This is a genomic window from Bacillus arachidis (assembly GCF_030285945.1).
In the GTDB taxonomy this organism is placed as follows: Bacteria; Bacillota; Bacilli; order Bacillales; family Bacillaceae_G; genus Bacillus_A; species Bacillus_A arachidis.
In genome coordinates this window covers 123,850-136,219 of record NZ_CP127376.1, presented here as the reverse complement: position 1 = coordinate 136,219, position 12,370 = coordinate 123,850, and the positions used below count along the sequence as shown (strand labels likewise).

Sequence of the window (12,370 nt, the reverse complement as noted above, 5' to 3'; positions counted from 1 at the left end):
TTGTTTTCCCTCCTTCTTAACCTAGTAGCTCTTCTACAGATTTACCGCGTAATTTTGCAACATCTTCAGCACGCTTAAGTTCGCTTAATCCGTTCACAGTAGCGCGAATCATGTTAATTGGTGTGTTAGAACCAAGAGATTTCGAAAGAATATCTTGTACACCAGCTAATTCAAGAACCGCACGAACAGGTCCACCAGCGATTACTCCAGTACCTTCAGCAGCAGGTTTTAGGAATACTTCACCAGCTCCGAAATGTCCGATGATTTCGTGTGGAATTGATGTACCAACTAATGGTACTTCGATTAAGTTTTTCTTAGCATCTTCGATAGCTTTGCGAATAGCATCAGGTACCTCTTGAGCTTTACCAGTACCGAATCCAACATGACCGTTTTTATCACCAACTACAACTAGTGCAGCAAAGCGGAAACGACGACCACCCTTAACAACTTTCGCAACACGGTTTATCGTAACTACACGTTCTTCAAGTTCTAATTTACTTGGGTCAATGCGACGCATCAATTTTCCCTCCTTTGACCATTAAAATTGTAATCCAGCCTCACGAGCAGCTTCAGCTAGAGCTTTAACACGGCCATGGTATAAATAACCACCGCGATCAAATACTACTTCTTTAACACCCTTCTCTACAGCACGCTTAGCAACTAATTCGCCAACTTTCGTAGCAGCTTCAGTGTTGCCTGTACCGTTAAGAGCAAGGTCTTTATCAAGAGTAGATGCACTTACTAATGTTACACCATTCACATCATCAATAACTTGAGCGTAAATGTGTTGATTAGAACGGAATACGTTTAAACGTGGACGTTCTGCAGTACCAGTAAGTTTAGCACGTACACGTGCATGTCTTTTCTTACGAGTCGCATTTTTATCAGCTTTAGTGATCATTCTTGTCACTCCTTTCTTTCACCTAACGGGCTTACTTAGCAGTTTTACCTTCTTTACGACGAACAACTTCGCCTTCGTAACGAATTCCTTTACCTTTGTAAGGTTCTGGAGCACGTACAGCACGAACGTTAGCAGCGAATTCGCCAACACGTTGCTTGTCGATACCTTTAATCACGATCTTAGTTGGAGCAGGAACTTCAACTTCAAGACCCGCTTCAGGAGTCATTTCAACTGGATGAGAGTAACCTACGCTTAATACAAGTTTGTTACCTTGTTTTTGAGCACGGTAACCAACCCCGATTAATTCAAGTCCACGAGTGAAACCTGTAGTTACACCTTCAACCATGTTTCCTAGTAAAGCACGAGTTGTACCATGTAATGCACGGTGTTCCTTCTGTTCAGATGGACGCTCTACTGTTAGGATGTTTTCTTCAATTTTGATAGACATATCAGCATTGAATGTACGAGTTAATTCACCTTTAGGTCCTTTTACTGTTACAGTATTGTTTTCTGTTACTGTGATAGTAACACCTGCAGGGATTTCAAGAATCTTTTTACCAATACGAGACATGTTGTCACACCTCCGTTCGTTTCAATATTAATTACCAAACGTATGCTACTACTTCTCCACCTGTTTGTAACTGACGAGCGTCTTTGTCCGTCATTACTCCCTTAGATGTAGAAACAAGAGCGATACCTAATCCGTTAAGTACACGTGGTACTTCGTCAGCTTTAGCGTAAACGCGTAAGCCAGGCTTACTGATACGTTTTAATCCAGTGATTACACGTTCATTGTTTGCACCATATTTCAGGAAAATACGAAGGATACCTTGTTTGTTATCCTCGATGTATTCTACATCACGAATGAAACCTTCACGTTTTAAAAGTTCAGCGATCTCTTTTTTGATTTTAGAAGCAGGAACCTCTAATTTCTCATGACGTACCATGTTCGCATTACGGATGCGAGTAAGCATATCTGCAATTGGATCTGTCATCACCATGTGTTTTACCTCCTTCCCATTTGTGGGTTTTACCAACTAGCTTTTTTAACACCAGGAATTTGACCTTTATATGCAAGTTCACGGAAACAAATACGGCAAAGTTTAAATTTGCGGTATACAGAATGCGGACGACCGCAGCGCTCGCAACGTGTATACTCTTGTACTTTAAACTTAGGAGTACGCTTTTGTTTCGCAATCATAGATTTTTTAGCCACGTTTTCGCCTCCTCTACTTAGCGTTGGCTTCCATTATTTTTGGAATGGCATACCGAATTGTGTTAAAAGTTCACGAGCTTCTTCGTCAGTGTTCGCTGTAGTAACGATTACGATGTCCATACCGCGGACTTTGCTTACTTTATCATAATCGATCTCAGGGAAAATAAGTTGCTCTTTAACACCTAATGTATAGTTACCACGACCATCGAAAGATTTCTTAGATACACCACGGAAATCACGTACACGTGGTAAAGAAACAGATACTAATTTGTCGAAGAACTCATACATTTGCTCACCGCGTAAAGTAACTTTCGCTCCGATTGGCATACCTTCACGTAGACGGAAACCAGCGATAGATTTTTTAGCACGAGTGATTACAGGCTTTTGACCTGCGATTTGAGTTAATTCTTCTACAGCATTGTCTAATGCTTTAGAGTTTGCTACCGCATCACCAACACCAGTGTTGATAACGATCTTTTCGATCTTCGGTACTTGCATTACAGATTTATAGTTAAACTTGCTCATTAGAGCAGGAGTAATTTCCTTTTGGAACTTCTCTTTAAGGCGATTCAATGAAGTGACCTCCTTTCTTAAGAAAATTATTTATCTAATAATTCACCAGATTTTTTTGCAATACGAACTTTTTTACCATCTTCCACTTTGTAACCTACACGAGTAGGTTCACCTGTTTTCGGATCTAATGGCATAACATTAGACACGTGAATAGGTGCTTCTTTCGTGATGATTCCACCTTGTGGATTTAATTGAGATGGCTTAGAGTGCTTCTTAACGATGTTAACACCCTCAACGATAACACGGTTTTGCTTTGGGAAAGCAACAAGGATAACACCTTGTTTTCCTTTGTCTTTACCAGTGATTACCTGTACTTTATCACCTTTTTTTACATGCATCTTAATTCTGCACCTCCTTAGCAAGGCAATACCTCAAATTATAGAACTTCTGGAGCTAAAGAAACGATCTTCATGAAGTTGCTATCACGTAGTTCACGAGCTACTGGTCCGAAGATACGAGTACCGCGTGGGCTCTTGTCATCTTTAATGATAACAGCTGCGTTTTCATCAAAACGGATGTAAGAACCATCTGGACGACGAGCACCGCTCTTCGTACGTACTACTACTGCTTTAACAACGTCACCTTTTTTAACAACGCCACCTGGTGTTGCTTGTTTTACCGTAGCAACGATAATATCACCGATGTTAGCATATTTACGACCAGAGCCGCCTAATACCTTAATTGTTAAAAGTTCACGTGCACCAGAGTTGTCAGCAACTTTCAAACGAGATTCTTGTTGGATCATGTTATGAAACCTCCCTTCGGACTTAAAATTCCGATTCGTCTATTTAGATAATAACCGCTTCTTCAACGATTTCAACTAAACGGAAACGCTTAGTAGCAGAAAGCGGGCGAGTTTCCATGATTTTAACGATATCGCCAACTTTTGCTTGGTTTTGCTCATCATGGGCTTTGTACTTCTTAGAATACTTAACGCGCTTTCCGTACAAGGAATGAGTTTTGTAAGTTTCAACTAAAACTGTAATCGTTTTGTCCATTTTGTCAGATACAACACGACCAGTATAAACTTTGCGTTGGTTACGTTCGCTCACTTTGCAAACCTCCCCTCAATTTATCGATTAATTCCGATCTCTCTTTCACGAACTACAGTTTTCATACGAGCGATCGCTTTACGCACTTCACGGATGCGTGTTGGATTCTCTAATTGTCCTGTAGCAAGTTGGAAGCGAAGGTTAAACAACTCTTCCTTTAACGCTTTAACTTTTGTTTCGATTTCGGCAGTGGTTAATTCACGAATATCATTAGTTTTCATTAGATTCACCACCATTTTCTTCACGTTTTACGAATTTACATTTCACTGGTAATTTGTGAGCTGCAAGACGTAATGCTTCGCGTGCTACCTCTTCAGATACACCCGCGATTTCAAACATAATTTTCCCAGGTTTTACTACTGCTACCCAGCCTTCTGGTGCCCCTTTACCGGAACCCATACGTACTTCAAGAGGTTTTGCAGTGTAAGGTTTAGAAGGGAAAATTTTAATCCAAACTTTACCGCCACGTTTCATGTAACGAGTCATTGCACGACGAGCAGCTTCGATTTGACGGTTAGTGATCCATGAAGCATCTTGTGCTTGAAGACCGAACTCACCAAATGCGATTTCCGTACCACCTTTAGCACGACCACGCATTTTACCACGATGCTCTCTACGATATTTTACGCGTTTTGGCATTAACATATTATTTTCCTCCTTCCTCAGAAGCTTTCTTTTTTGTAGGAAGGACTTCTCCACGGTAGATCCATACTTTTACGCCTAATTTACCGTATGTTGTATCAGCTTCAGCTGTTGCATAGTCAATATCAGCGCGAAGTGTATGAAGTGGAACAGTTCCTTCACTGTAAGATTCTGCACGAGCGATATCTGCTCCGCCAAGACGACCAGAAACCTGTGTTTTAATACCTTTAGCACCTGCGCGCATAGCACGTTGAATAACTTGCTTTTGTGCACGACGGAAAGATACACGGTTTTCTAATTGACGAGCGATATTTTCCGCTACTAATTTAGCGTCAAGATCAGCTCTCTTAACTTCTAAGATGTTGATGTGTACACGCTTGCCTGTTAATTGGTTAAGAGCTTTACGAAGTGCTTCAACTTCAGTACCACCTTTACCAATTACCATACCAGGTTTTGCAGTGTGAATTGTAACATTTACACGATTTGCTGCACGCTCGATTTCTACTTTAGAAACAGAAGAATCTTTTAAGCGAGCTGCGATGTATTCACGAATTTTGATGTCTTCATGAAGAAGTGTAGCGTAATCTTTCTCAGCGAACCAGCGAGATTCCCAATCACGAATAACACCGACACGAAGACCGACTGGATTAACCTTTTGACCCATCGATTATCCCTCCTTCTTTTCTGATACCACAACTGTGATGTGGCTTGTGCGTTTGTTAATTTGGCTTGCACGACCCATTGCACGTGGACGGAAACGTTTTAACGTTGGACCTTCGTCAACGAAAACTTTTTCAACAACTAAGTTGTTTACATCCATTTCGTAGTTATGCTCTGCGTTTGCGATTGCAGATTTTAAAACTTTCTCTACAACTGGAGAAGCAGTTTTTGGTGTGTGGTTAAGGATAGCGATCGCTTCACCCACTTGCTTGCCTCGGATTAAGTCTACTACTAAACGAACTTTACGAGGAGCAATACGAACTGTTCTCGCTACTGCTTTAGCTTGCATTGAAGTGCCTCCTCTCATTATCTTCTAGTTTTCTTATCGTCAGCATCATGACCTTTGTACGTACGAGTTGGTGCGAATTCACCTAACTTGTGGCCAACCATGTCCTCAGTGATGTATACAGGTACGTGTTTGCGACCGTCATATACAGCGATTGTGTGACCAATGAACTGAGGGAAGATTGTTGAACGACGAGACCAAGTTTTAACAACTTGCTTTTGCTCAGTTTCGTTTAACTTTGCAACTTTATTCATTAAGTGATCATCAACAAATGGTCCTTTTTTTAAGCTACGAGCCATTGTGGTGCCTCCCTTCGTGATTGCCGTACGGTTCCAAAAGTGAACCGTACTACAACCCCATTATTTTTTACGACGACGAACGATGAATTTATCAGACGCTTTATTTTTCTTACGAGTCTTGAATCCAAGAGTTGGTTTACCCCATGGAGACATTGGAGACTTACGTCCGATTGGAGAGCGACCTTCACCACCACCGTGTGGGTGATCAACTGGGTTCATTACAGAACCACGAACAGTTGGGCGCTTACCTAACCAGCGAGAGCGACCTGCTTTACCGATTTTGATAAGTTCATGTGATTCGTTACCTACTTGACCTACAGTAGCACGACAAGCAGATAATACTAGGCGTACTTCACCAGAAGTTAAACGTACAAGAACGTATTTACCTTCTTTACCAAGTACTTGTGCAGATGTACCAGCAGAACGAACTAATTGTCCACCACGGCCTGGTTTAAGCTCGATGTTATGAACAACAGTACCTACTGGAATGTTGATTAATGGTAATGCGTTACCGATTTTAATGTCAGCATCAGCGCCAGACATAATTTCCATACCTACTTCTAAGTTTTTAGGAGCAAGAATGTAACGTTTTTCACCGTCAACGTAGTTAATTAATGCGATATTCGCAGAGCGGTTTGGATCGTATTCGATCGTAGCAACGCGTCCTGGAATTCCATCTTTGTTACGCTTAAAGTCGATGATACGGTATTGACGCTTATGTCCGCCACCTTGGTGACGTACAGTAATTTTACCTTGGTTATTACGACCAGCCTTTTTGCTTAAAGGAGCAAGTAAAGACTTTTCCGGTCTGTCAGTCGTGATTTCAGCGAAATCATTCGTAGTCATGTTACGACGACCGTTAGTAGTTGGATTATACTTTTTAATTGCCATCTCAATTTCCCTCCTTCTTTAGTAAGAATTAAACACCTTGGAAGATTTCGATTTCTTTGCTGTCAGCAGTTAGCTTAACGATTGCTTTACGACGACGGCTAGTAAAACCAGCGTGACGACCAACGCGTTTTGCTTTCGGCTTGTAGTTCATGATGTTCACTTTTTCTACTTTAACACCAAAGATCGCTTCTACAGCATCTTTAACTTCTGTTTTATTAGATTTAACGTCCACATCGAACGTGTATTTTTTTTCAGCCATCATTTCCATAGAACGTTCAGTGATAACTGGGCGCTTAATGATATCACGAGGATCTCTCATTATGCAAGCACCTCCTCTACTTTTTCCACTGCCGCTTTTGTCATGATTAGCTTATCATGATGAAGCACGTCTAAAACGTTTACGCCATCAGCAGTGATTACTGTTACTCCAGGAATGTTGCGAGCAGATAACTCTACAGCTTCGTTTGCATCAGCAGTTACGATAAGAGCTTTCTTCTCTACAGCTAATCCTTTAAGTACTGCTACCATGTCTTTTGTTTTCGGTGCATTTAACACTAGGTCTTCAAGAACTACAATGTTGTTCTCAACTACTTTAGTAGCTAATGCAGATTTGATTGCTAAGCGACGAACTTTCTTAGGAAGTTTGTAAGCATAGCTTCTTGGTGTAGGTCCGAATACCGTACCACCACCGCGCCATTGAGGAGAGCGGATAGAACCTTGACGAGCACGTCCAGTTCCTTTTTGACGCCATGGTTTACGACCACCACCACGTACTTCAGAGCGAGTTTTTACTTTGTGTGTACCTTGACGTAAAGATGCACGTTGCATCATTACAGCTTCGAAAAGTACAGCTTCATTTGGTTCGATACCGAAAATAGCTTCTGCTAATTCGATTTCACCAACCTGTGAACCAGTTTGGTTATATACAGTAACTTTTGGCATTGGAATTCCTCCTTCCTATTGTGAATTATTTACTAGCCTTCACAGCGCCTTGAACAACTACAAGAGATTTCTTAGCACCTGGAACGTTACCTTTAACTAATAATAAGTTGCGTTCAACGTCAACTTGAACGATTTCTAAGTTTTGAACCGTAACTTGGTCTCCACCCATACGTCCAGCAAGTTTTTTGCCTTTGAATACACGGTTCGGAGCAACTGGGCCCATTGAACCTGGACGACGGTGATAACGAGAACCGTGAGACATTGGTCCGCGAGATTGTCCGTGGCGTTTAATAGCACCTTGGAAACCTTTACCTTTAGAAATTCCTGTTACGTCTACGATTTCACCTGTAGTGAAAACTTCAACTTTTACCTCTTGACCAACCTCTAATCCGTCCACGTCTGCATCGCGGATTTCGCGAATGAAGCGCTTAGGAGCAGTAGATGCTTTAGCAACGTGACCTTGTTCAGGTTTGTTAGCTAATTTTTCACGTTTGTCGTCGAATCCTAACTGAATTGCGTTATAGCCATCAGTTTCAGTTGTTTTCTTTTGAAGAACAACGTTTGGAGTCGCAGCGATTACTGTTACAGGAATTAGCTCACCGTTTTCAGCAAATACTTGAGTCATACCGATCTTTCTTCCTAAGATTCCTTTGGTCATGAGTTACACCTCCTACATTTTTAAGTTATATAAATTATAGTTTGATTTCGATATCTACACCAGATGGTAAGTCTAAACGCATTAATGAGTCTACTGTTTGTGGAGTAGGGCTCACGATGTCAATTAGACGTTTGTGCGTGCGCATTTCGAATTGCTCACGAGAATCTTTGTACTTATGAACAGCACGAAGAATTGTGTAAACAGTTTTTTCAGTTGGTAATGGGATCGGACCAGAAACTGTTGCCCCAGAACGCTTAGCTGTTTCTACAATTTTCTCAGCTGACTGATCAAGAATACGGTGATCGTAAGCTTTTAAACGGATACGAATTTTTTCTTTTGCCATTATTTTCCCTCCTTCGTTCGCCTATTTCTAAAATAGACCTTCTCCATGGAAATTTCCTCACACCATGCCATGGCAAAGCGGCCGGGTGTGTCAGCAACCTTCCACTTCATCGCAGTCAAAGACCAACATTGTCTATTATACAATGTTATTCGTCTAGATGCAAGCATCTTTTTGTTTGCATCTGCTTTTCTCTACTTTTGCTATTATACATGGCACTTTAAAGAATTTCAAGTTTTCATCTGCGGTAAATACTTTTACAGTTTTTGGATTCTTTATTTTCTAATTTATATACTATAGAAGAAACTCGTCAAAAACTAGAAAACACTCTTTCTTCTATTATAAATAATATAAAAAAACCCAAGGGAGAATCCCTCGGGTTTTTTCGAATCTATTTAAAGATTACTCAGCGATGATTGTAGCAACTACACCAGCACCTACAGTACGTCCGCCTTCACGGATAGAGAACTTAGTTCCCTCTTCAACTGCGATTGGAGCGATAAGTTCAACAGTCATTTCGATGTTGTCGCCAGGCATTACCATTTCAGTACCTTCTGGTAATTGGATGATTCCAGTTACGTCAGTTGTACGGAAGTAGAATTGTGGACGGTAGTTAGCGAAGAATGGAGTGTGACGTCCACCTTCTTCTTTAGATAAAACGTAAACTTCAGCTTTGAATTTAGCGTGAGCTTTTACAGAGCCAGTTTTAGCAAGAACTTGTCCACGTTGGATTTCTTCACGAGCAACCCCACGAAGTAGAGCACCGATGTTGTCACCAGCTTGAGCTTGGTCAAGAAGCTTACGGAACATTTCAACACCAGTTACAGTTGTAGAAGCGTTCTCTTCAGCAAGACCGATGATTTCTACTACGTCACCAACTTTAACTACTCCACGCTCTACACGACCAGTAGCAACTGTACCACGACCTGTGATAGAGAATACGTCCTCGATAGGCATTAAGAATGGTTTGTCAGTGTCACGTTCTGGAGTTGGGATGTAAGCATCAACTTCAGCCATTAACTCAACGATTTTAGCTTCCCACTCAGCTTCTCCTTCAAGAGCTTTAAGAGCAGAACCTTTAACTACAGGGATATCATCGCCTGGGAAGTCGTATTCAGATAATAGATCGCGAACTTCCATTTCTACTAATTCTAATAATTCTTCGTCGTCTACCATGTCGCATTTGTTTAAGAATACAACGATGTAAGGTACACCTACTTGACGAGAAAGAAGGATGTGCTCACGAGTTTGTGGCATTGGACCATCAGCAGCAGATACTACTAAGATACCGCCGTCCATTTGAGCAGCACCAGTGATCATGTTTTTAACATAGTCAGCGTGTCCTGGGCAGTCAACGTGTGCATAGTGACGAGTTTCAGTTTCGTACTCAACGTGTGCAGTTGAGATTGTGATACCGCGCTCTCTTTCTTCTGGAGCAGCGTCGATTTGATCGTATCCGCGTGCTTCAGCACCACCAGCTTTTGCAAGTACTGTAGTGATCGCAGCAGTTAATGTAGTTTTACCATGGTCAACGTGGCCGATTGTACCGATGTTAACATGGGGTTTAGAACGTTCGAATTTAGCTTTAGCCATTCTAAATTCCTCCTTAAGTTATATAGGTTATTTTATATTTAGACTAGAAAGTGAAACTTGCGTCCCACTTTCTAAGCTTACATAAGTAGTTATACTTGAACAATCGATAAAAATCAATTATTCACCTTTATTTTTTTTGATAATTTCTTCTGAAACAGACTTTGGTACTTCTTCATAATGATCAAATACCATAGAGAATGTTCCACGACCTTGCGTGTTAGAACGTAATGACGTTGCATAACCGAACATTTCAGAAAGTGGAACCATAGCGCGAACAACTTGTGCGTTACCGCGAGCTTCCATACCTTCTACACGTCCACGACGAGATGTTACGTCACCCATGATGTCTCCCATGTACTCTTCAGGAATTACAACTTCAACTTTCATCATTGGCTCAAGAATTACTGGGCTACATTTAGAAACCGCAGCTTTAAGTGCCATAGATGCAGCGATTTTGAACGCCATCTCAGAGGAGTCAACATCATGGTAAGATCCGTCAACTAATGCAGCTTTAATGTCTACTAGTGGATATCCAGCAAGTACACCATTTTTAAGTGCATCTTCAAGACCTGCTCCTACAGCTGGGATGTATTCACGTGGAACAACACCACCGACGATCTTGTTTTCGAATTCGAATCCTTTACCTTCTTCGTTAGGTTCAAACTCAATCCAAACGTGACCGAATTGTCCACGACCACCAGATTGACGAGCGAACTTACCTTCAACTTTCGCAGCAGCGCGGAAAGTTTCACGGTATGCTACCTGAGGAGCACCAACGTTTGCTTCAACTTTGAATTCACGGCGCATACGGTCAACGATGATATCAAGGTGAAGTTCACCCATACCAGCGATGATTGTTTGGCCAGTTTCTTGGTCAGTGTGAGCACGGAATGTTGGATCTTCTTCAGAAAGCTTAGCTAATGCTGTACCCATTTTATCTTGGTCAGCTTTAGATTTTGGTTCGATAGCTACAGAGATAACTGGCTCTGGGAATTCCATAGACTCAAGGATAACAAGGCTCTTCTCGTCACAAAGAGTATCACCAGTAGTAGTATCTTTTAAACCTACAGCAGCAGCGATGTCACCAGCGTAAACTGTTGAGATCTCTTCACGGCTGTTAGCGTGCATTTGTAGGATACGACCTACACGCTCACGCTTACCTTTAGTTGAGTTTTTCACGTATGATCCAGAGTTTAACACACCAGAGTACACACGGAAGAACGTTAACTTACCAACATAAGGGTCAGTCATGATTTTGAATGCTAGAGCTGCGAATGGTTCTTCATCGCTAGACTTACGTTCTACTTCTTCATCTGTATCCGGAAGAATACCTTTAATAGCAGGTACATCTAATGGAGATGGTAAGTAGTCAATAACTGCGTCTAACAGAATTTGAACACCTTTGTTTTTGAATGCAGAACCACAGATTACTGGGAAGAATTCTACAGAAGTTGTAGCCTTACGGATACCAGCTTTAAGCTCTTCTACAGTGATTTCTTCACCTTCTAGGTACTTCATCATCATTTCTTCATCAAGCTCAGCTACCGCTTCAATAAGTCTTCCACGGTATTCTTCAGCTAATTCTTTGTGCTCTTCAGGAATTTCAACACGTTGAATGTCTGTTCCTAAATCGTTACCGTACATGTAAGCACACTCTTCAACAAGGTCAATGATACCATTGAACTCATCTTCAGCACCGATTGGTAACTGAATTGGATGTGCGTTTGCTTGTAAACGATCATGGATTGTTCCTACAGAGTATAAGAAATCAGCACCGATTTTATCCATTTTGTTAACGAATACGATACGAGGTACGCCGTAAGTAGTAGCCTGACGCCAAACAGTTTCTGTTTGTGGTTCTACACCAGATTGTGCATCAAGTACTGCTACTGCGCCATCAAGTACGCGTAAAGAACGTTCTACTTCTACTGTGAAGTCTACGTGTCCTGGAGTGTCAATGATGTTTACACGGTGACCTTTCCATTGAGCTGTAGTTGCAGCAGAAGTAATTGTGATACCACGCTCTTGCTCTTGCTCCATCCAGTCCATCTGAGATGCACCTTCGTGAGTTTCACCGATTTTATGAATACGACCTGTGTAGTACAGGATACGTTCAGTTGCTGTTGTTTTACCAGCATCGATGTGAGCCATGATACCAATATTACGAGTGTTTTCTAAAGAGAACTCTCTTCCCATTTGGTGTCTTGCTCCTTCCATATATGGATTGGATTTTTTATTTTAAGTAGCAAAAAAAGCC

Annotated in this window: 21 protein-coding genes; all 21 read right to left on the bottom strand. The window is 41.4% G+C overall.

The window, feature by feature from the left end:
- Positions 1–16 precede the first annotated feature (16 nt).
- Positions 17–517 carry a 30S ribosomal protein S5 gene (rpsE, locus tag QRY57_RS02395; RefSeq protein WP_017150137.1) on the bottom strand — a complete coding sequence of 167 codons (501 nt, stop codon included), beginning with the start codon at positions 515–517 and terminating at the stop codon, positions 17–19.
- 21 nt (positions 518–538) lie between these two features.
- Positions 539–901, bottom strand: coding sequence for a 50S ribosomal protein L18 (gene rplR / locus QRY57_RS02390; RefSeq protein WP_017150136.1), 363 nt, complete (start codon positions 899–901; stop codon positions 539–541).
- A gap of 31 nt (positions 902–932) precedes the next feature.
- Positions 933–1,472: a 50S ribosomal protein L6 gene (gene rplF / locus QRY57_RS02385; protein ID WP_026593171.1), complete on the bottom strand. Its 540-nt coding sequence runs from the start codon at positions 1,470–1,472 to the stop codon at positions 933–935.
- A gap of 31 nt (positions 1,473–1,503) precedes the next feature.
- Complete coding sequence (rpsH, locus tag QRY57_RS02380; protein ID WP_000245511.1) at positions 1,504–1,902, bottom strand: 30S ribosomal protein S8; 399 nt, start codon at positions 1,900–1,902, stop codon at positions 1,504–1,506.
- Between the two features lie 29 nt (positions 1,903–1,931).
- Positions 1,932–2,117, bottom strand: coding sequence for a 30S ribosomal protein S14 (gene rpsN, locus QRY57_RS02375; protein ID WP_001085700.1), 186 nt, complete (start codon positions 2,115–2,117; stop codon positions 1,932–1,934).
- A gap of 33 nt (positions 2,118–2,150) precedes the next feature.
- A complete protein-coding gene (gene rplE, locus QRY57_RS02370; RefSeq protein WP_017150134.1) occupies positions 2,151–2,690 on the bottom strand; it encodes a 50S ribosomal protein L5 in 540 nt (179 codons plus the stop codon).
- Positions 2,691–2,716: 26 nt separating this feature from the next.
- Positions 2,717–3,028, bottom strand: a complete 312-nt coding sequence (rplX, locus tag QRY57_RS02365; protein ID WP_026593170.1) for a 50S ribosomal protein L24 — start codon at positions 3,026–3,028, stop codon at positions 2,717–2,719.
- A 38-nt stretch (positions 3,029–3,066) separates the two neighbouring features.
- Positions 3,067–3,435: a 50S ribosomal protein L14 gene (rplN, locus tag QRY57_RS02360; RefSeq protein WP_011983254.1), complete on the bottom strand. Its 369-nt coding sequence runs from the start codon at positions 3,433–3,435 to the stop codon at positions 3,067–3,069.
- Positions 3,436–3,478: 43 nt separating this feature from the next.
- Positions 3,479–3,742, bottom strand: a complete 264-nt coding sequence (gene rpsQ / locus QRY57_RS02355) for a 30S ribosomal protein S17 (RefSeq protein WP_011983253.1) — start codon at positions 3,740–3,742, stop codon at positions 3,479–3,481.
- 20 nt (positions 3,743–3,762) lie between these two features.
- Positions 3,763–3,963, bottom strand: coding sequence for a 50S ribosomal protein L29 (gene rpmC / locus QRY57_RS02350; protein WP_000855718.1), 201 nt, complete (start codon positions 3,961–3,963; stop codon positions 3,763–3,765).
- Positions 3,953–4,387, bottom strand: coding sequence for a 50S ribosomal protein L16 (gene rplP / locus QRY57_RS02345; RefSeq protein WP_026593169.1), 435 nt, complete (start codon positions 4,385–4,387; stop codon positions 3,953–3,955). Before rplP ends, rpmC begins: the two co-directional genes overlap by 11 nt.
- Position 4,388: 1 nt before the next feature.
- Positions 4,389–5,048 carry a 30S ribosomal protein S3 gene (gene rpsC, locus QRY57_RS02340; RefSeq protein ID WP_017150132.1) on the bottom strand — a complete coding sequence of 220 codons (660 nt, stop codon included), beginning with the start codon at positions 5,046–5,048 and terminating at the stop codon, positions 4,389–4,391.
- A 3-nt stretch (positions 5,049–5,051) separates the two neighbouring features.
- Entirely contained in the window at positions 5,052–5,393 is a 342-nt protein-coding gene (gene rplV / locus QRY57_RS02335; protein WP_011983250.1) for a 50S ribosomal protein L22, read from the bottom strand.
- Between the two features lie 17 nt (positions 5,394–5,410).
- Positions 5,411–5,689 (bottom strand): 30S ribosomal protein S19, encoded by a 279-nt coding sequence (rpsS, locus tag QRY57_RS02330; RefSeq protein WP_017150130.1) that lies wholly within the window; start codon positions 5,687–5,689, stop codon positions 5,411–5,413.
- A gap of 60 nt (positions 5,690–5,749) precedes the next feature.
- Positions 5,750–6,580, bottom strand: a complete 831-nt coding sequence (rplB, locus tag QRY57_RS02325) for a 50S ribosomal protein L2 (protein WP_026593168.1) — start codon at positions 6,578–6,580, stop codon at positions 5,750–5,752.
- Between the two features lie 28 nt (positions 6,581–6,608).
- The gene (gene rplW / locus QRY57_RS02320) at positions 6,609–6,899 is read right to left on the bottom strand and encodes a 50S ribosomal protein L23 (protein ID WP_026593167.1); all 291 of its coding nucleotides are present in this window, start codon (positions 6,897–6,899) and stop codon (positions 6,609–6,611) included.
- Positions 6,899–7,522 carry a 50S ribosomal protein L4 gene (gene rplD / locus QRY57_RS02315; RefSeq protein ID WP_026593166.1) on the bottom strand — a complete coding sequence of 208 codons (624 nt, stop codon included), beginning with the start codon at positions 7,520–7,522 and terminating at the stop codon, positions 6,899–6,901. The genes rplW and rplD overlap by 1 nt, the downstream gene beginning before the upstream one ends.
- Positions 7,523–7,547: 25 nt before the next feature.
- Complete coding sequence (gene rplC, locus QRY57_RS02310; protein WP_026593165.1) at positions 7,548–8,180, bottom strand: 50S ribosomal protein L3; 633 nt, start codon at positions 8,178–8,180, stop codon at positions 7,548–7,550.
- Between the two features lie 34 nt (positions 8,181–8,214).
- Positions 8,215–8,523 carry a 30S ribosomal protein S10 gene (gene rpsJ, locus QRY57_RS02305; RefSeq protein ID WP_001040596.1) on the bottom strand — a complete coding sequence of 103 codons (309 nt, stop codon included), beginning with the start codon at positions 8,521–8,523 and terminating at the stop codon, positions 8,215–8,217.
- Positions 8,524–8,922: 399 nt separating this feature from the next.
- Positions 8,923–10,113 carry an elongation factor Tu gene (gene tuf, locus QRY57_RS02300; RefSeq protein WP_026593164.1) on the bottom strand — a complete coding sequence of 397 codons (1,191 nt, stop codon included), beginning with the start codon at positions 10,111–10,113 and terminating at the stop codon, positions 8,923–8,925.
- Between the two features lie 117 nt (positions 10,114–10,230).
- Positions 10,231–12,309, bottom strand: a complete 2,079-nt coding sequence (gene fusA, locus QRY57_RS02295) for an elongation factor G (RefSeq protein ID WP_026593163.1) — start codon at positions 12,307–12,309, stop codon at positions 10,231–10,233.
- Positions 12,310–12,370: the final 61 nt, after the last annotated feature.

Coding starts and splice junctions, on each gene's coding strand:
- rplF (WP_026593171.1), bottom strand. CDS start 1,472: ATGTCTCGTATTGGTAAAAAGATTCTTGAAATCCCTGCAGGTGTTACT.
- rpsC (WP_017150132.1), bottom strand. CDS start 5,048: ATGGGTCAAAAGGTTAATCCAGTCGGTCTTCGTGTCGGTGTTATTCGT.
- rpsJ (WP_001040596.1), bottom strand. CDS start 8,523: ATGGCAAAAGAAAAAATTCGTATCCGTTTAAAAGCTTACGATCACCGT.
- rplR (WP_017150136.1), bottom strand. CDS start 901: ATGATCACTAAAGCTGATAAAAATGCGACTCGTAAGAAAAGACATGCA.
- tuf (WP_026593164.1), bottom strand. CDS start 10,113: ATGGCTAAAGCTAAATTCGAACGTTCTAAACCCCATGTTAACATCGGT.
- rplW (WP_026593167.1), bottom strand. CDS start 6,899: ATGAGAGATCCTCGTGATATCATTAAGCGCCCAGTTATCACTGAACGT.
- rpsS (WP_017150130.1), bottom strand. CDS start 5,689: ATGGCTCGTAGCTTAAAAAAAGGACCATTTGTTGATGATCACTTAATG.
- rpsH (WP_000245511.1), bottom strand. CDS start 1,902: ATGGTGATGACAGATCCAATTGCAGATATGCTTACTCGCATCCGTAAT.
- fusA (WP_026593163.1), bottom strand. CDS start 12,309: ATGGGAAGAGAGTTCTCTTTAGAAAACACTCGTAATATTGGTATCATG.
- rplC (WP_026593165.1), bottom strand. CDS start 8,180: ATGACCAAAGGAATCTTAGGAAGAAAGATCGGTATGACTCAAGTATTT.
- rplD (WP_026593166.1), bottom strand. CDS start 7,522: ATGCCAAAAGTTACTGTATATAACCAAACTGGTTCACAGGTTGGTGAA.
- rpsE (WP_017150137.1), bottom strand. CDS start 517: ATGCGTCGCATTGACCCAAGTAAATTAGAACTTGAAGAACGTGTAGTT.
- rpmC (WP_000855718.1), bottom strand. CDS start 3,963: ATGAAAACTAATGATATTCGTGAATTAACCACTGCCGAAATCGAAACA.
- rplV (WP_011983250.1), bottom strand. CDS start 5,393: ATGCAAGCTAAAGCAGTAGCGAGAACAGTTCGTATTGCTCCTCGTAAA.
- rplX (WP_026593170.1), bottom strand. CDS start 3,028: ATGCATGTAAAAAAAGGTGATAAAGTACAGGTAATCACTGGTAAAGAC.
- rplN (WP_011983254.1), bottom strand. CDS start 3,435: ATGATCCAACAAGAATCTCGTTTGAAAGTTGCTGACAACTCTGGTGCA.
- rplP (WP_026593169.1), bottom strand. CDS start 4,387: ATGTTAATGCCAAAACGCGTAAAATATCGTAGAGAGCATCGTGGTAAA.
- rplB (WP_026593168.1), bottom strand. CDS start 6,580: ATGGCAATTAAAAAGTATAATCCAACTACTAACGGTCGTCGTAACATG.